Raw genomic sequence first — 16,529 nt, forward strand, 5'->3', positions numbered from 1 at the left:
CGGCAATGCGCGCACGCGGCGCGAGGTCTTTACAATGTGCGCTTTTGCGGCGCTCCACTCGTGATTCGGCCGCGATGCGCGCGTGCAGGCTTGTACAGTACCTTCAGCGAGCGCATCGCGCGCACACCACGAATCGCACGCCGCCCCAATTTTCGCGCCCGCGCGCAGCACCGGAGAGTCCTCCTTTCCGTGCGCCGCGCCCGGCCCTGGCACCGCCCCTGCACTCGCCCGAACGCTTTTCATGCCGCCCGCTTCGCTGTCCCGCCTACGCTCCTTGTTCAGACTGCCTGCCTCGCACACCGACCGCACGCATCGCACCGCCGCCACTGCGCGCCTGCCTCGACCGCTCGCCTTCGCACTCGCCTGCGCCACGCTCGCCGCGGGCTTCGCCGCCGCGCCGGCCGCCTATGCGCAGCCCGAAGGCGCGCGCATTCCCACGGTCAACGTGACCACCGTGCTGCCGCCCACCGTCATGGCGGGCCTCGAGCGCGCACACGTGCCGCTCTCGTCGGTCAGCGTGGTGATCGAAAAGGTCGGCGACCGCCAGCCCAGCGTCGCCGTGAATGCCGGCCAGCCGATGATGCCCGCCTCGACGATGAAGCTCGTCACGACGTGGAGCGGCCTCGCGATGCTCGGTCCCGACTATCGCTGGAAAACGAGCGCCTATACCGACGGCGAAGTCGATGCGAGCGGCACGCTGCACGGCAACCTCTATATCAAGGGCACGGGCGACCCGAAGCTCGTGCCCGAAGAGCTGATCGACCTCGTGCAGAAGATTCGCGCGGCGGGCGTCGCGCGCATCGACGGCGCACTCGTGCTCGACAAGAGCGATTTCGATCCGTCCACGCGCGACCTGCCCTCGTTCGACGGCGACGACAGCGCGCCCTACAACGTCGGCCCCGATCCGCTGATGTACGCGTTCAAGTCGGTCTCGTTCACGTTCTCGCCCTCTCGCGAGGGGGTGTCGATCGATGTGGTGCCACCCGTTGCGCAGTGGCAGATCGACAACCAGATCCGCGAGCGCGCCGGCGCGTGCGGCGGCATGCTGCCGAGCCCGCAGGTTTCACCGGGCGGCAACGGCGTCGTCACCGCGAGCTTCGCGGGCAGCTATGCCATGCGCTGCGGCGAGCGCACGCTCAACATGGCCGCGCCCGTGGACCACAGCACGTTCTTCGCGGACGGCTTCCTCGCCCTCTGGCAGCAAACGGGCGGCAGCCTCTTCGCCACGCCGGCCGGCGCGGTGCGCGAAGGCGTCGTGCCGCCGCGCGCGCGTCTGCTCGCCGTGCACCAGAGCCCGCCGCTCTCGGACGTCGTGCACGACATCAACAAGTTCAGCAACAACGTGATGGCGCGCAATCTGTTCCTCACGCTCGGCGCCGTCGAGGGCAGGCCGCCTGCGACCACGGCCAAGGCCGCCACGGCCGTCAATGCGTACCTGCGGCGCAGCGGCCTGAACATGCCCGAACTCGTGCTCGACAACGGCTGCGGCCTTTCGCGCGAAGAGCACATCAGCGCGCTCTCGCTCGCGAACCTGCTGCAGAACGCGAACGCGAGCCCGGTCGCGCAGGTGTTCATCGACTCGCTGCCGATCGTCGGCGTGGACGGCACGATGCGCCACCGCCTCACCAACGCGGGCGTGGAAGGCAACGCGCATATCAAGACGGGCACGCTGCGCGACGTGCGCGCCATCGCCGGTTACGTGGCGGCCGAGAACGGCGAGAGCTGGATCGTGGTGAGCCTCATCAACGATCCGCGCGCCGAATCGGCACGCGCCGCGCATGACGCGTTGCTAGAGTGGGTCTACAAGGGCATGCCCGAAGAAAAGCCCGTGTATGTCGAGCCGCATCCGAGGCGCGCGACGAAAGAGTCGAAGGTCGCGAAGGCCACGCACAAGGCTCCGGCCAGGCGACGCGGCGCGCATTGACCACGCATTGACCACGCATTGACCACGCGCTGATTGCACACGGCGAGCACGCTGTGTACACGCCGGGCGGGCGCCGCGGACCTGTCCCCGTGCGCCTCACCCGAGCCCGCCGCCGCGCGCCGGGCTCGAATCTTTCCTCTAGCAAAGCGCCGCCCGCCCTGGGCGCGAGGCGTGTACCCTGACGGGCAAAGGCCGAAGGCGCGTCATAAAAATCTGTCACGCGCGCCCGCCAATCGAGCCGCGCGCCCGTGAGAACGCGCCCCAACGCGGCCGAAAAGACATGAGACTACAACCGCCGCGCTGCCCGCCAGCGCCGCCCACGGGACAAGGAGGACGACGTTCGTGCAGTTCGATGCGCAATGGCTGCTGCTCGCCCTCGCCCCCGTGTTTCTCGCCTGCATCGGCTGGGAAGCGTGGCATCTCTCCCGCACGCGGCCGCGCCCTGCCTCGAACGCTCCTCTCGACAGCGCCCGCTACGCCTGGCCCGATACGCTGTGCAACGCCGCGCTCGCGCTCATGCACCAGGGCGCCGACAAGCTTGCGTGGCTCGTCGCCGTGCCCGTCTATGCCTATGTCTACCGGCACTGCCGGCTCGTTTCGTGGCAGCCGGGGCTCGTCGCGTGGTTCGCACTCTTTATCGCGCAGGACCTGCTCTACTACGTCTTTCACCGCGCGAGCCATCGCGTGCGCTGGCTCTGGGCTGCACACGTCGTCCACCATTCGTCGGAGCGCCTGAACCTTTCCACGGCGTTTCGCCAGAGCCTCATGTATCCGGTGGCGGGCATGTGGCTGTTCTGGATTCCGCTCGCCATGCTCGGCTTCACGCCGGAGCAGATCGTCGCGATCGTGCTCGTCAATCTCGCATTCCAGTTCTTCGTGCACACCCAGGCCGTAGGCAAGCTCGGCTGGCTCGGATACGTGTTCAATACGCCGTCGATGCATCGCGTCCATCACGCGCGCAATGCGCGCTATATCGATCGCAATTACGCCGGCGTGCTCGCGGTCTGGGACCGCCTGTTCGGCAGCTATGTCGAGGAAGACGCGCACGACGCGCCCGACTACGGCATCGTCAAGCCGCTTGCGTCATGCAATCCGCTCCGGGCGACGTTTCACGAATGGCTCGCGATGGCGCGGGACTTCGCGCGCATGCCCGACTGGCGCTCGCGTCTCGCCGCGCTGTTCGCCCCGCCCGATTGGTGCGAGCGCCACGACGCACTGGGCCTCGCATCGGTGACGGCGCCGGCGACACCCGCGGGAACGCGCTACGGCGTGCCGGAAAACAACACCGAGGGTGAGTTCGGGTCGCGCAACAGGTGAGAGATTGCGTAGTCTGTCGGCCTTGGCCCTGACCCTGGGGCAGCAGCACACAGGGGCTGCATGCAAGGCCGGCGATCGAAAAAAACATCGACAACGGGGCAGCCGCTCGTGCCACGAGCACCCGTTGCATGAGTAGGCAGGCATGGCATCAAAGGCCACACACAGAGGAGATGAAGTGAATATGAAGCATCAAGGACCGAGACACCGTAAGCTGTTGCGCGCCACCCAGATCGCTGCCGCGAGCGCCGCCTTTGCGCTGCTCGCCGCCTGCGGCGGCGGCAGCGGGGGGAACAACAACGCGAGCACGCCGCCGCCGTCGGGCGTCAGCATGCAGGTGGTGGCGTTCGGCACGAGCCTGTCCGACGCAGGCACGTATTCGGAGCAGATTCTGCCGGGCTTCGGCGGCGGCCGCTTCACGACCAACCCGGGCGAGGTCTGGGCGCAGCATGTGTCCGAGTACTTCGGCAACACGCTTTCGCCGGCCTTCGAAGGCGGCTTCGGTCTGCCGCTCACGGCCACGGGCGGGCTCGACTACGCGCAAGGCGGCGCGCTCGTGACGGGCGGCGGCGTGGCGAATACCAGCGCCGTGATCGCCGCCGCGAGCGAGCAGCCGGTCACGTGGCAGCTCCAGCAGTATCTGGCGCAGCACGGCAGCTTCAATGCGAATCAGCTCGTGCTCGTGGAAGGTGGCGCGAATGAAATCCTGAATCTGCTGGACGTGCCCACTAACGGCAGCCCCACGGGTTTGGCGTTGTTCGGCGCGGCGCTCGCGGCCACTCCGTTTTCGACGCTCGTCAACGATCCCGCGACGCAGCAGAGCACGGTTGTGAGCCTGATGCAGTCGGGCTTCACCCAGGCGCAGGCAACAGCCTTGGTGCCCGCCGCCATCGCGCTCGGTATCGTCACGAACCCGAACTACGCCTCCAGCTTCGCCTCGATCGCCCCGGTCCTCACAGCAGCGGGCACGCTGGGCGCGCTCGTCCATGCGGATATCGTCCCGGGCAATCCGAAGATCGCGGTCGTCACGGTGCCCGACATCGGCAAGACGCCGGCGGCGCTGAAGGCTGATGCCGCCATCGGCGCAACGCCCGGCTCCGCGAGTTCGGCTGACCAGGCGCTCTCGCTCATTTCGGCGATGTATAACCTGACGCTGATCAAGGCGACCGCAGCCGACGTGCAGGCGAAGAAGGTCGTGCTGGTCGATACGTTCTCGTGGCTCGACCAGTCGATCGCGAACGCGGCAAGCCTCGGCTTCACCGTGACGAACACGGATACGGCCTGTAACCTCACGGCCATGACGAACAGCGCGACCAACTATGCGCTCGCCAATCCGCAAGCAACGCTCGGGTTGAACCCGGCCACGACGCCGCAAGCCACCATCAACGCGTACGCCGCGGCCTACGGCCAGAACTTCGGCAGCTCGCTGTTCTGCTCGCCGCAAACGCTGACGACGGCCAACGCGCCCACGACCTACATGTTCGCGGATCTCGTGCACCCGACCACGGCGCTGCATTCGCAGTTCGCGACGTACGTCGAAACGCAGCTGGCTGCTGCGGGCATCGGCAAGGCGCCCTGATAAGCGTCGCTTGCACCGGGTTTTCAGGTGCAAGAAAAAACACCCCACGGACCGTCAGGCTCGTGGGGTGTTTTTCATTGAACGCGAAAGAAGGTGCTCAGCCCTGCTGCTGCGCCTCGAACGCCGCCGCCGCCCGGCCCAACCGGTCATTGACGGCGATCCACTCGATCGTCTCCGGCAGCTTCTCGATGAGAATGCGCGAGACGTTCGCGCGATCGAGCGCGCGCAGCAAGCCATACAGCTCTCGCGCATATTCCTGCGGCTCTTCCGGCGCAGCGACGAAGTGCACGCCCTGGGCCTGCGCCCAAACGCCCGCGCGCGAGACGCGCGCCACCAGCGCCACCGTTTCGCCCGCATCGCGCGCCGCCGCAAGCAGCGGCTCCAGCGCGTCGAACGGCAGCAGCGCGAGCGGCGTGCGCGGCGCGTAGTGCGCCTTGAGCGTGCCCGAGGCGCGCGGCGCCGTGGCGTCCGAGCCGTCGGGCAAGCGGGGCGCCTCGCCCAGCACGCGAGCGATGTCGTGCGGCGTCACGCGACCGGGCCGCAGCAACGCGGGAAACCCGCGCGAGAGATCGAGAATCGTCGATTCGATGCCCACGTCGCATGCGCCGCCGTCGAGCACATGCACCGCCGCGCCGAATTCGTCGCGCACGTGCTGCGCCGTGGTCGGGCTCACGTGGCCGAAGCGGTTCGCCGACGGCGCCGCCACGCCGCCATGGCCGCCGCGCCGCGCGGAAAACGCCGCCAGCAACTGCTGAGCGACCGGATGCGACGGGCAGCGCAGCCCCACCGAATCCTGGCCGCCGCTCACGGCGTCAGGAATGCGTTCGTGGCGTTTGACGATCAGCGTGAGCGGGCCGGGCCAAAACGCGTCGACGAGCTTTTGCGCCGCCTCGGGCCACTGAGCGGCCCAGTATTGCGGGTCGCCGCCGGGCGGCAAGTGCACGATCACCGGATGGTTCGCCGGCCGCCCTTTGGCCGCGTAAATGCGCGCGACTGCCTCGGGGCTCGCCGCATCGCCGCCCAGACCGTAGACGGTCTCGGTCGGGAACGCGATCAGTTCGCCCGCATCGAGCAGCGCGGCGGCGTGCTCGATGTCGGCATCGGTCAGAGGTGGCGTGCCATGGTGCGGCGCGTTCTGCTGGTCGGACATGATGCGGCCCAACCTCAGCTCGTGGCGATGTGCAGCAGGCGCGCGCAGTCGCGGGCGGCCGTGCGCGCTTCGTCGAGCGTCGGCGCGGTGAAGTTCACGTGGCCCATCTTGCGGCCCGGACGCGCTTCTTCCTTGCCGTACAGATGCAGGCGCGCAGCGGGCATCGCGGCCACCTCGTCCCAAGGCGGCGTCACAGGCGCGGCGCCCTTCTGGGGCTTCGCCTCGCCTACGGCGCAGGGGAACCACACGTCGCCGAGAATGTTCAGCATCACGGCCGGCGAGTGCTGGCGCGTGTCGCCGAGCGGCATGGCCGTCATGGCGCGCACCTGCTGCTCGAACTGGCTCGTGGCGCACGCATCGGTCGTGTAGTGGCCCGAGTTGTGCGGACGCGGCGCCATTTCGTTGGCGACGAGCGAGCCGTCTTCGAGGATGAAGAATTCCACGCACAGCACGCCCACATATCCGAGCTTCGCCGCGATCTGGATCGCGGCCTGCTGGGCGTGCTGCACGAGCGCCGGGCTTGCGTCCGGCGCGGGCACGATAGTGTGCGAGAGCACGCCGCTGCGGTGCGTGTTCTGCGCGAGCGGATAAACCACGGCCTGACCGTTCGTGCCGCGCGCGATCAACGCGCTCACCTCGAACTTCAGCGGCAGGCGCTTTTCCAGCACGCACGGCACGCCGCCGAGCGACGCATGCGCCTCGCGCACTTCCTCGGCGTTGGAGACGCGAACCTGGCCTTTGCCGTCGTAGCCCATGCGCGCGGTCTTGAGAATGCCCGGCAGCACGGCGGCGAGCGCCTTGTCGTCGATGCCGGCGAGCGCCTGCGACGACTCGATCACCACGTGCGGCGCGACTGGCACGCCGGCCGCCGCGATAAAGCGCTTCTCGGCGATGCGGTCCTGCGCCACCGCCACGCAGCGTCCGGCCGGGCTCACGAAGGTCGACTTCGCGAGCGTGTCGAGGCTCGCCGCGGGCACGTTCTCGAATTCGGTCGAGATGGCCGCGCACAGGCGCGCGAGTTCGGTGAGCGCCGCTTCGTCGTCGTACGCGGCGCAGATGTGGCGGTCGGCCACCGTGCCCGCGGGGCTCGTCGCGTCGGGATCGAGCACGGCGACGCGATAGCCCATCGCCTGCGCGGCAAAGCAGAACATGCGGCCGAGCTGGCCGCCACCCACCATGCCCAGCCAGGCGCCGGGCAGGATCGGTGAAACCGGTGAATTGTCAGGAGTCATCTTCGTGGTCGGCCGCGGGATGGCCGCGGCGCGTGGGGACGATCAAAGCGGGACGATCAAAGCGGAGGCAGCACCATGGCATGCGCCGCTTCGTTCTGGCGCACGCGGAAAGCCGCGAGCTTGTTCGCGTATTCGGTGTTGGTCACGCTCAGGATCGAGACGGCGAAAAGCGCCGCATTGGCCGCGCCCGCCTCGCCGATGGCGAAGGTCGCGACCGGCACGCCCTTGGGCATCTGCACGATCGAGTGGAGCGAATCCACGCCCTTCAGATACTTGCTGACCGCCGGCACGCCCAGCACGGGCACCGTGGTCTTGGCCGCCAGCATGCCCGGCAGGTGCGCCGCGCCGCCTGCGCCGGCGATGATCGCGCGCAGGCCGCGCTCGCGCGCCTTTTCCGCGTACTCGAACATTTCGTCGGGCATGCGGTGCGCCGAGACCACCTTGGCCTCGTACGCGACGCCGAACTCCTGCAGGATCGCGACCGCGTGCTTCATCGTGTCCCAGTCGGAGCTGGAGCCCATCAACACGCCGACGAGCGGCGCCGCATGCTGGTGAGCCGTCTGAACTTCGCTCATTGTGCTTCCTTTTTCCCTCTTCTCGCTTATGCGAGCTCTTGACCCGTAAGACGCTCGAGCGCCTCCTGATACTTCGCCGACGTCCTGGCGATCACTTCGTCGGGCAGCTTAGGCGCCGGCGGCTCCTTCTTCCAGTCCTGGGTTTCGAGCCAGTCGCGCACGAACTGCTTGTCGAACGACGGGGGGTTCGAGCCTACCTGATACTGGTCGGCCGGCCAGAAGCGCGACGAGTCGGCGGTGAGCGCCTCGTCCATCAGATACAGCTGGCCGTGGTTGTCGAGACCGAATTCGAACTTCGTGTCGGCGATGATGATGCCGCGCGTCGCCGCGTAGTCGGCGGCTTCCTTGTACAGCTTGATCGAAATTTCCTTGATGGTGCGCGACAGCTCGGTGCCGATGCGGCGCTCCATCTCGTCGTACGTGATGTTCTCGTCGTGGTGGCCCAATTCGGCCTTGGCCGCCGGCGTGAAGATCGGCTCGGGCAGCTTTTGGGCGTTCTGCAGGCCCGGCGGCAGTTCGACGCCGCACACGGCGCCCGTTGCCTGATAGTCCTTCCAGCCGCTGCCGGCCAGATAACCGCGCACCACGGCTTCCACGAGGATCGGCTCGAGGCGCTTGACCACGACGGCGCGGCCCTTGACCTGCTCGACTTCGTCGGCGGCCACGACCGTTTCAGGCGCGACGCCCGTGAGGTGGTTCGGCACGACGTGCTTGAGCTTTTCGAACCAGAAGTCGGCCATCTGGTTGAGCACCTCGCCCTTGCGCGGAATCGGCTCGCCCATGATGACGTCGAACGCCGACAGACGGTCGGTGGTGACGATCAGCAGCTGGTCGTTGCCCACGGCATAGTTGTCGCGGACCTTGCCGCGGCCGAGAAGCGGCAGCGAGCGGAGCGTGGATTCGTAGAGGGTAGACATCGTCGTGATTCGCTAAAAGGACAATCGAAACGGAGGCGGGTTCGGTCCGGAATCGCGGTTGCAACCGCGCCAGTAAACCGTAAAACCGAAGGTAATGCGAGGGTAAACCAAAAACCGGCAAATTTCCCGGAAAAGCCCATCGCCGTTCCCCCAAAACAGGCGGAAACGGCGATGTTTTACTACTTCAGGCGCAGCCGACGAGGCGCGCCTGACGCAGAAGCCCGCTTAGCGAACGATCTGCGCGAATTCGCCCGACTTGTACTTTTCGGCGATCTTGTCGAGCGAGACCGGCTTGATCTTGCCGGCCTGGCCTTCCGAGCCGAACGCGAGGAAGCGGTCCACGCACACCTTCTTCGCGGCTTCGCGAGCCGGCTTCAGGTAGTCGCGCGGGTCGAACTTCGACGGGGTTTCATACATATAGCGACGGATCGCGCCCGTGATCGCCAGACGCAGGTCGGTGTCGATGTTGATCTTGCGCACGCCGTGACGGATGCCTTCCTGAATCTCTTCGACCGGCACGCCGTACGTTTCCTTCATGTCGCCGCCGAATTCGCGGATCTCGGCCAGCAGTTCCTGCGGCACCGACGACGAACCGTGCATCACGAGGTGCGTGTTCGGAATGCGCGCGTGGATTTCCTTGATGCGCTGGATCGACAGAATGTCGCCCGTGGGCTTCTTGGAGAACTTGTACGCGCCGTGCGAGGTGCCGATGGCGATGGCCAGCGCGTCGCACTGCGTGAGCTTCACGAAGTCGGCGGCCTGCTCCGGGTCCGTCAGCAGCTGCTCGCGCGTCATGGTGCCTTCGGCGCCGTGGCCGTCTTCCTTGTCGCCCTTCATCGTTTCCAGCGACCCGAGCACGCCCAGTTCCGCTTCGACCGTGACGCCAATCGAGTGCGCCATTTCGACGACCTTGCGCGAGACTTCGACGTTGTACTCATAGGATGCGACCGTCTTGCCGTCGGCTTCGAGCGAACCGTCCATCATCACGCTGGTGAAACCGCTGCGGATCGCGGCCATGCAGACCGCCGGCGACTGGCCGTGGTCCTGGTGCATCACGACCGGAATATGCGGATACGACTCGACCGCGGCTTCGATCAGGTGGCGCAGGAAGGGCTCACCCGCGTACTTACGCGCGCCGGCCGATGCCTGCATGATCACCGGCGAACCGACCTGGTTCGCGGCTTCCATGATCGCCTGGACCTGTTCCAGGTTGTTCACGTTGAACGCCGGCAGGGCATAACCGTGTTCAGCCGCGTGGTCGAGCAGTTGACGCATTGATACGAGAGGCATTGTTGCTACTCCTTTGATTTGAAACGAAATGCTTCTGCCGCCGACTGTCTTGCGCAGCCGGTCGAGGGCGGCCTGGCAGCCGCCGCCCGCGTGACCTGCCGCGGGCTCGATAGGGTGATTTTATCGCGAAGCGCGTCCGTTCCCGGCGCCAGGCACGTAACTGGCATGAAATTGGCGTATCGGAGCGTCAAAACCGCGAGAAGGTGCAAAAAGAGTTGACAGCCCGCGCGCCGTTTCTATGGCGTACGGGCTGCAATTGCGGGGAAAAGGCGTCTAAATGGCACCGATCTGGCGCCGGTCTGATACCAGTGCGATACCAGCTGGCAACCTCGGGCGACGATCGCATTTATTTTCGGGAGTCGCGAAAATAAAGCGAAAAAAATCGCCGCCGCGAGGTTACGGCGACGAACTTACAGCACGTCGCCCACGCGCACGATCTTCAGCGTGTTCGTGCCGCCCGGCTGCCCCATCGGCTCGCCCACGGTCAGCACGACCATGTCGCCGTGCGACGCGTAGCCCTTGCTCACCACCACCTCGATGGCCTGCTGCAGCGCCGTGTCGCGGTCGCTGCTCGTGTCGAGGTGCAGCGGCGTGACATTGCGGTAGAGCGACATGGCACGCTCGCTGCCCGCGCGCGGCGTGAGCGCGAAGATCGGCACATGGGTCCAGTGACGCGACATCCAGAGTGCGGTCGAGCCCGACTCCGTGAGCGCGACGATCGCCTTTGCGCCCAGGTGGTAGGCCGTGAACAGCGCGCCCATGGCGATCGACTGGTCGATGCGCGTGAAGGTGCGGTCGAGGAAGTCCTTGTCCAGCTCGGATTGCTCCGACTTTTCCGCTTCCAGACAAATCGCCGCCATGGCCTCGATGGTCTGCACAGGGTACTTGCCCGCCGCCGATTCGGCCGAGAGCATCACCGCGTCCGTGCCGTCGAGCACCGCGTTGGCGACGTCCGAGACTTCGGCGCGCGTGGGCACCGGAGCGTGAATCATCGACTCCATCATCTGCGTGGCCGTGATGACGAGCTTGTTCGAGTCGCGCGCCATGCGGATCATACGCTTTTGCAGCGCCGGCACGGCCGCATTGCCCACTTCCACGGCCAGGTCGCCGCGCGCGACCATGATGCCGTCCGACGAATCGAGAATTTCCTGCAGCGCCGGAATCGCTTCGGCGCGCTCGATCTTCGCGATCATCTTCGGCTTGATGCCGTACGGTGCGCCCGCGATGTTCGCGAGCTGGCGGGCCATTTCCATGTCGGTGGCGTTCTTCGGGAACGACACGGCGACGAAGTCCGCGCCCAGCGACATGGCCGTGCGGATGTCTTCCATGTCCTTCGCGGTGAGCGCGGGCGCCGTCAGGCCGCCGCCCTGCCGGTTGATGCCCTTGTTGTTCGACAGGTCGCCGCCCACGCGCACGACCGTATGAATCTCGCTGCCGATCACGCGCGAAACGTCGAGCACGATCAGGCCGTCGTTGAGCAACAGGATGTCGCCCGGCTTCAGGTCGCGCGGCAGGTCCTTGTAGTCGAGACCGACGCGCTCGTCATTGCCGAGCTCGCATTCGGCGTCGAGGATAAAGGGATGGCCCGGCTCGAGCGTCGTCTTGCCATTCTCGAATTTGCCGACGCGAATCTTCGGGCCTTGCAGGTCCGCCATGATCGCAACTTCGCGGCCAGCCTGGCGGGCGCAGTCCCGCACCATTTCAGCACGCTGACGGTGGTCGTCGGCGGTGCCGTGCGAAAAGTTGAGGCGCACCACGTCCAGTCCTGCGCGGATCATTTTCAGCAGGATGTCCGGCGTGCTGGAAGCCGGACCGATGGTGGCGACAATCTTGGTGGCGCGATGCATGAGTCTCCTCGTCTGGATAGGATCGCTGGGAAAACCGTTGCTGCGAGAAGTGCTGGCCGGTTGCACCGCGGGTGCGGATGCGCCGGAACGCGCACCGGGTGTACCCGGCGTCGCTTTCTTGGAGGACGCCGCGGAGCTCACATGAGCCGCTGCGGCGCTATCTACCTGCGTAGTCGTATTCGGTGCGGGCGCGGCTGGGCGCCCTGTCGGATTCTGTGCGGCTGTCGATTCAGCAGTCGACTGCGTCGCCGCAATGTCCTTTTCGGCAGCGGCGGCGGGGATCGCGTCGGCCCCCGCTTGCTCCGTCTCTGCCTGGGGCGCTGTGCGCCCCTTCTGTTTTGCTGCGGCCCCGGCTGCGCTGCGCGACTTCTGTGCGCCTGCACGAGGAAGTTTGCTCATGGCCTTCCCGGCCGGGGCTCGCGGCGCCACTTAGCCAGCCGCCCGCGTTTCGAGCACCTCGACCGCCGGCAGCTTCTTGCCTTCGAGGAACTCGAGGAAGGCGCCGCCGCCGGTGGAGATGTAACTGACCTTGTCGGCAATGTTGTACTTCGCGATGGCTGCGAGCGTGTCGCCGCCGCCGGCGATCGAGAACGCGCCCGAACTGGCGATCGCATCCGCGAGCGTCTTCGTGCCGTTGCCGAACTGGTCGAACTCGAACACGCCGACCGGGCCGTTCCACACGATCGTGCCGGCCTGCGCGAGCTGCGCCGCGAGCGCGTTGGCGGTGACGGGACCGATGTCGAGGATCATGTCGTCGTCGGCCACGTCGGCTACGTTCTTCGTCTCGGCCTTGGCCGTCGGCGAGAATTCTTTCGCGGTCACGACGTCGGTCGGGATCGGCACCGAGGCGCCGCGCGCGCGCGCCGCGTCGATGATGGCCTTCGCATCGCCCACCAGATCGGCTTCGGCAAGCGACTTGCCGATCTTCAGACCCGCGGCCAGCATGAACGTGTTGGCAATGCCGCCGCCGACGATCAGCTGGTCGACCTTCTCGGCCAGCGACTTGAGGATGGTGAGCTTGGTCGAGACCTTGGAGCCCGCCACGATCGCAACCAGCGGGCGCTTGGGTGCGCCGAGCGCCTTGCCGAGCGCGTCGAGTTCGGCCGACAGCAGGGGACCCGCGCAGGCGACGCTCGCATACTTCGCGATGCCGTAGGTCGTGGCTTCGGCGCGGTGGGCGGTGCCGAACGCGTCGTTCACGTAGATATCGCAGAGCTTCGCCATCTTTTGCGCAAGCTCGTCCGAGTTCTTCTTCTCGCCCTTGTTGACGCGGCAGTTTTCGAGCAGCACCACGTTGCCCGGCTCGACGTTCACGCCGTTTTCAACCCAGTTCGCAACCAGCGGCACGTCGCGGCCGAGCAGTTCGGCCAGACGCTTCGCGACCGGCGCGAGGGAGTCTTCGGGCTTGAATTCGCCTTCGGTCGGGCGGCCCAGGTGCGAGGTGACCATCACGGCCGCGCCGGCGTCGAGTGCGGCCTTGATGGCCGGCACGGAGGCGCGCACGCGGGTGTCTTCGGTGATGTTGCCGTGGTCGTCCTGCGGCACGTTCAGGTCGGCGCGGATGAATACGCGCTTGCCCTTCAATTTGCCTTCGGAGATCAGATCGGAAAGACGCAGAACCTTGTTCATGGGCATGTCATCTTGATGGTGGGAAGGCGGTGGCAAGGCGATGCGGCGCCGCAGGCCTTAGTCTGGCGCGGCAAGACGTGCGGGGCGGCACGGCGCGGGGATCCGGTCTTGAACGCTGTCTCGGGTCGCGGCTCCGGGTCGCTGCTCGTCGCTGGCACGAGCCGGCATCGAATTGCGAGATCGGTATTTTAGCTGATAGCCAGGAGGATCAGAGACGTGTCCAGGCGAATCTCCCGTATTTGGGCAGACGCTGTTCGCTGGGCGGGCGTTAGCGCGATTTGCTGCGCCGCAGCATGCGCGGCGCCCGAAAAAATTCGCCGGGGAATAACGCGAAGCGACCCTAAAATCGCCCGAAAACCCCGCCCCAAGCGCCCGCGGGCGCGCTGGCGGGCGTCAAATGACGCTAAAATAATGGTCTTTGCCAACCGCAGCCACGCGGCGCGCGGCGAAGCCCACCGTATAAGCTCGCTCTTTACTGCACTTGTCTGGAGAATCGTATGTCAATGGCCGACCGCGACGGCAAGATCTGGATGGACGGCAAGCTGATTGATTGGCGCGACGCCAACATTCACGTGCTGACCCACACGCTGCACTACGGCATGGGTGTTTTCGAAGGCGTACGCGCCTACCAGACCGCCGACGGCAGCACCGCCATCTTCCGCCTCGCCGAGCACACCAAGCGACTGCTCAACTCGGCCAAGATTTTCCAGATGGACGTACCGTTCGACGCGAAGACGCTCGCCGACGCGCAGCTCGAAGTCGTGCGGGCGAACAAGCTCGAGTCGTGCTACATCCGCCCGATCATCTGGGTCGGCTCCGAAAAGCTCGGCGTTTCGGCCAAGGGCAACACCATTCATGTGGCTATCGCCGCATGGCCGTGGGGCGCCTATCTCGGCGAAGACGGCCTCGCCAGGGGCATCCGCGTGAAGACGTCGTCGTTCACGCGCCATCACGTGAACGTGTCGATGGTGCGCGCCAAGGCTTCGGGCTGGTACGTGAACTCGATCCTCGCCAACCAGGAAGCCACCGCCGACGGCTACGACGAAGCGCTCCTGCTCGACGTGGACGGCTATGTCTCGGAAGGCTCGGGCGAGAACTTCTTCCTCGTGAACAATGGCAAGCTGTACACGCCGGACCTCTCATCGTGCCTCGACGGCATCACGCGCGACACGGTCATCACGCTCGCGCGCGACATGGGAATTCCCGTGATCGAAAAGCGCATCACGCGTGACGAGGTGTACACCTGCGACGAAGCGTTCTTCACGGGCACCGCCGCCGAAGTCACGCCGATCCGCGAGCTCGACAATCGCACCATCGGCAGCGGCTCGCGCGGCCCGGTCACGGAGAAGCTGCAATCGGCCTTCTTCGACGTGGTTTCGGGCAAGAACGACAAGTACGCGCACTGGCTCGCGAAGGTCTAAGACAAAAAGGTCCGGGCGAACTTTGCCCGGCCCCCAAAGCTACACAGAGAATCGTCCTCATGAGCGAAATTAAGGAAATGCCGCTGGTCGAACTTTCGGCCAAGGATCTGCCTGCTTACTGCCCGAATCCGTCGATGCCGCGCTGGAGCAACCACCCGCGCGTGTTCCTCGACGTGACGCACGGCGAAGCGAAGTGCCCGTACTGCAGCACGCGTTACAAGCTGCGCGCGGGCGAGGTCGTCCACGGCCACTGACGCGTTTCGCCTCACTCGCGGCGCGCCGTCGTTGCATGCGGCGGCGCGTTTTACGTGCTGCCGCCGCCCGTTCACCGGCGCGCGGCTTCTCGCCATTTTCCCAACCGTGTTTCGCGCGCGGCCCAATCCGCCCCCATGCCGGCCCGAGCCGGCGCGAGGCGGGTAAGCCTCACGTGCAACCTTTACCCTCTCCGGACCCTGACTCCCGATGCGCCGCGCGCTGGTAATCGCACCGAACTGGATCGGTGACGCACTGATGGCGCAGCCGCTTTTTTCGCGGCTCGTGAAACTCCACCCGCGCATTCAGATCGATGCGCTCGCGCCAACCTGGGTTGCGCCCGTGCTAGAGCGCATGCCCGAGATTCGCGACGTCTACGCCACCGACCTCGGCCACGGCAAGCTGCAGCTGCTGCGCCGCTGGCAACTGGCGGGCGACTTGCGCGCCGAGCGCTATGACGCCGCCTACGTGCTGCCCAATTCGCTCAAGTCCGCGCTGATCCCGTGGCTCGCCAATATCGGGCTGCGCATCGGCTACACGGGCGAGAACCGCTACGGCCTCTTGAACGTGCGCCATGCGAATCCACCGAAGGACGAGCGAGCGCCAATGGTCGGGCACTACGCCGCGCTCGCCTACGCACCCGGCGCGAGCGTGCCCGACGACCTGCCGATGCCGCGCCTCGAGTCGGACCCGAACGAGGCGTCGCGCGTGTCGGCGCGCTTCAATCTCGATACGCGCGTGCCGCTGCTCGTGTTCTGCCCCGGCGCCGAGTACGGCCCGGCCAAGCGCTGGCCGCCCGAGCATTTCGCGGCGCTCGCGAAGATGGTGGGCCAGTCGTTCCCGTACACGCAGATCGTCGCGCTCGGCTCGCCGAAGGACGCACCGCTCGCCCAGGCCATTGCCGATCGCGCGCCGAACGTGCGCAACCTGTGCGGGCAGACCGCGCTCGGCGAAGCGTGCGCGCTGATCTCGCGCGCGAACGCCGTGGTGACCAACGATTCGGGACTGATGCACGTGGCCGCCGCGCTGCGCCGCCCGCTCGTCGCGCTTTACGGTTCGACGGATCCGCGCCACACGCCGCCCTTGTCCGAGCTTGCAAAGGTACAATGGCTCCATCTCGAATGTAGTCCCTGTTTTGCGCGCGAGTGTCCGCTCGGGCATCTGAACTGCCTGCGCGAACTGAGTCCGGAGCAGGTTTTCGGCGATCTGCGCGGCATGCTGCTCGGGCAGCGATAAGCAAGAGGCATCGCCAGCAGCGTTGGGCGGCTATGTGCCGCCCGCCACGCTGAAAACATCGCGCACACAAATGGATGTGCGCCACGCAACGGACGCCACGTGTGTTGCGCGCGCCCAATAGAGGCATCGAGGCGCGGGAGGGACCAAAGCGCCGCATCGGAGG

The 16,529-nt window shown here is 66.5% G+C and carries 13 protein-coding genes; 6 read left to right on the forward strand and 7 right to left on the reverse strand.

Translation table 11 applies throughout. The features are described from left to right. Window positions 1-241: 241 nt before the first annotated feature. From dacB to M3I53_RS17080, 3 genes are all read left to right on the forward strand, one after another. The gene (gene dacB / locus M3I53_RS17070) at window positions 242-1,924 is read left to right on the forward strand and encodes a D-alanyl-D-alanine carboxypeptidase/D-alanyl-D-alanine-endopeptidase (protein ID WP_254317074.1); all 1,683 of its coding nucleotides are present in this window, start codon (window positions 242-244) and stop codon (window positions 1,922-1,924) included. A gap of 342 nt (window positions 1,925-2,266) precedes the next feature. Next, complete coding sequence (locus tag M3I53_RS17075) at window positions 2,267-3,241, forward strand: sterol desaturase family protein (RefSeq protein ID WP_254317075.1); 975 nt, start codon at window positions 2,267-2,269, stop codon at window positions 3,239-3,241. Window positions 3,242-3,422: 181 nt separating this feature from the next. Further along, window positions 3,423-4,817 (forward strand): SGNH/GDSL hydrolase family protein, encoded by a 1,395-nt coding sequence (locus M3I53_RS17080; RefSeq protein WP_254317076.1) that lies wholly within the window; start codon window positions 3,423-3,425, stop codon window positions 4,815-4,817. Window positions 4,818-4,914: 97 nt separating this feature from the next. On the opposite strand, the gene M3I53_RS17085 is transcribed toward M3I53_RS17080, so the two are convergent. The 7 genes from M3I53_RS17085 to M3I53_RS17115 all read right to left on the reverse strand — a co-directional run bounded on the left by M3I53_RS17085 (window position 4,915) and on the right by M3I53_RS17115 (window position 13,457). Further along, a complete protein-coding gene (locus tag M3I53_RS17085; RefSeq protein WP_254317077.1) occupies window positions 4,915-5,967 on the reverse strand; it encodes an L-threonylcarbamoyladenylate synthase in 1,053 nt (350 codons plus the stop codon). Between the two features lie 14 nt (window positions 5,968-5,981). Continuing rightward, complete coding sequence (locus M3I53_RS17090) at window positions 5,982-7,199, reverse strand: 5-(carboxyamino)imidazole ribonucleotide synthase (protein WP_254317078.1); 1,218 nt, start codon at window positions 7,197-7,199, stop codon at window positions 5,982-5,984. Between the two features lie 56 nt (window positions 7,200-7,255). Further along, window positions 7,256-7,774 (reverse strand): 5-(carboxyamino)imidazole ribonucleotide mutase, encoded by a 519-nt coding sequence (gene purE / locus M3I53_RS17095; protein ID WP_028205944.1) that lies wholly within the window; start codon window positions 7,772-7,774, stop codon window positions 7,256-7,258. A 26-nt stretch (window positions 7,775-7,800) separates the two neighbouring features. Beyond that, a complete protein-coding gene (locus M3I53_RS17100) occupies window positions 7,801-8,691 on the reverse strand; it encodes a phosphoribosylaminoimidazolesuccinocarboxamide synthase (protein ID WP_254317079.1) in 891 nt (296 codons plus the stop codon). A gap of 225 nt (window positions 8,692-8,916) precedes the next feature. Further along, complete coding sequence (gene fba / locus M3I53_RS17105) at window positions 8,917-9,981, reverse strand: class II fructose-bisphosphate aldolase (RefSeq protein ID WP_254317080.1); 1,065 nt, start codon at window positions 9,979-9,981, stop codon at window positions 8,917-8,919. Window positions 9,982-10,391: 410 nt separating this feature from the next. Next, the gene (gene pyk / locus M3I53_RS17110; protein WP_254317081.1) at window positions 10,392-11,828 is read right to left on the reverse strand and encodes a pyruvate kinase; all 1,437 of its coding nucleotides are present in this window, start codon (window positions 11,826-11,828) and stop codon (window positions 10,392-10,394) included. Window positions 11,829-12,257: 429 nt separating this feature from the next. After that, window positions 12,258-13,457: a phosphoglycerate kinase gene (locus M3I53_RS17115; RefSeq protein ID WP_254317082.1), complete on the reverse strand. Its 1,200-nt coding sequence runs from the start codon at window positions 13,455-13,457 to the stop codon at window positions 12,258-12,260. Window positions 13,458-13,954: 497 nt separating this feature from the next. On the opposite strand from M3I53_RS17115, the gene M3I53_RS17120 reads away from it, so the two are divergent. The 3 genes from M3I53_RS17120 (at window position 13,955) to waaF (ending at window position 16,366) form a co-directional block, all read left to right on the forward strand. Beyond that, window positions 13,955-14,878 (forward strand): branched-chain amino acid transaminase, encoded by a 924-nt coding sequence (locus M3I53_RS17120; RefSeq protein WP_133182812.1) that lies wholly within the window; start codon window positions 13,955-13,957, stop codon window positions 14,876-14,878. Window positions 14,879-14,937: 59 nt separating this feature from the next. Then, window positions 14,938-15,132, forward strand: a complete 195-nt coding sequence (locus tag M3I53_RS17125; protein WP_028205950.1) for a zinc-finger domain-containing protein — start codon at window positions 14,938-14,940, stop codon at window positions 15,130-15,132. Window positions 15,133-15,340: 208 nt separating this feature from the next. Next, on the forward strand, window positions 15,341-16,366 hold the full coding sequence (gene waaF / locus M3I53_RS17130; RefSeq protein WP_028205951.1) for a lipopolysaccharide heptosyltransferase II: 1,026 nt from the start codon (window positions 15,341-15,343) through the stop codon (window positions 16,364-16,366). The last annotated feature ends 163 nt before the right edge of the window (window positions 16,367-16,529 follow it).

This window comes from Paraburkholderia sp. CNPSo 3272 (assembly GCF_024206495.1).
GTDB lineage: Bacteria > Pseudomonadota > Gammaproteobacteria > Burkholderiales > Burkholderiaceae > Paraburkholderia.

What these genes read in the sequence shown, in the direction of transcription:
- dacB (WP_254317074.1), top strand. Translation starts at nt 242, where the DNA reads ATGCCGCCCGCTTCGCTGTCCCGCCTACGCTCCTTGTTCAGACTGCCT.
- M3I53_RS17080 (WP_254317076.1), top strand. Translation starts at nt 3,423, where the DNA reads ATGAAGCATCAAGGACCGAGACACCGTAAGCTGTTGCGCGCCACCCAG.
- M3I53_RS17085 (WP_254317077.1), bottom strand. Translation starts at nt 5,967, where the DNA reads ATGTCCGACCAGCAGAACGCGCCGCACCATGGCACGCCACCTCTGACC.
- M3I53_RS17090 (WP_254317078.1), bottom strand. Translation starts at nt 7,199, where the DNA reads ATGACTCCTGACAATTCACCGGTTTCACCGATCCTGCCCGGCGCCTGG.
- purE (WP_028205944.1), bottom strand. Translation starts at nt 7,774, where the DNA reads ATGAGCGAAGTTCAGACGGCTCACCAGCATGCGGCGCCGCTCGTCGGC.
- M3I53_RS17100 (WP_254317079.1), bottom strand. Translation starts at nt 8,691, where the DNA reads ATGTCTACCCTCTACGAATCCACGCTCCGCTCGCTGCCGCTTCTCGGC.
- fba (WP_254317080.1), bottom strand. Translation starts at nt 9,981, where the DNA reads ATGCCTCTCGTATCAATGCGTCAACTGCTCGACCACGCGGCTGAACAC.
- pyk (WP_254317081.1), bottom strand. Translation starts at nt 11,828, where the DNA reads ATGCATCGCGCCACCAAGATTGTCGCCACCATCGGTCCGGCTTCCAGC.
- M3I53_RS17115 (WP_254317082.1), bottom strand. Translation starts at nt 13,457, where the DNA reads ATGAACAAGGTTCTGCGTCTTTCCGATCTGATCTCCGAAGGCAAATTG.
- M3I53_RS17120 (WP_133182812.1), top strand. Translation starts at nt 13,955, where the DNA reads ATGTCAATGGCCGACCGCGACGGCAAGATCTGGATGGACGGCAAGCTG.
- M3I53_RS17125 (WP_028205950.1), top strand. Translation starts at nt 14,938, where the DNA reads ATGAGCGAAATTAAGGAAATGCCGCTGGTCGAACTTTCGGCCAAGGAT.
- waaF (WP_028205951.1), top strand. Translation starts at nt 15,341, where the DNA reads ATGCGCCGCGCGCTGGTAATCGCACCGAACTGGATCGGTGACGCACTG.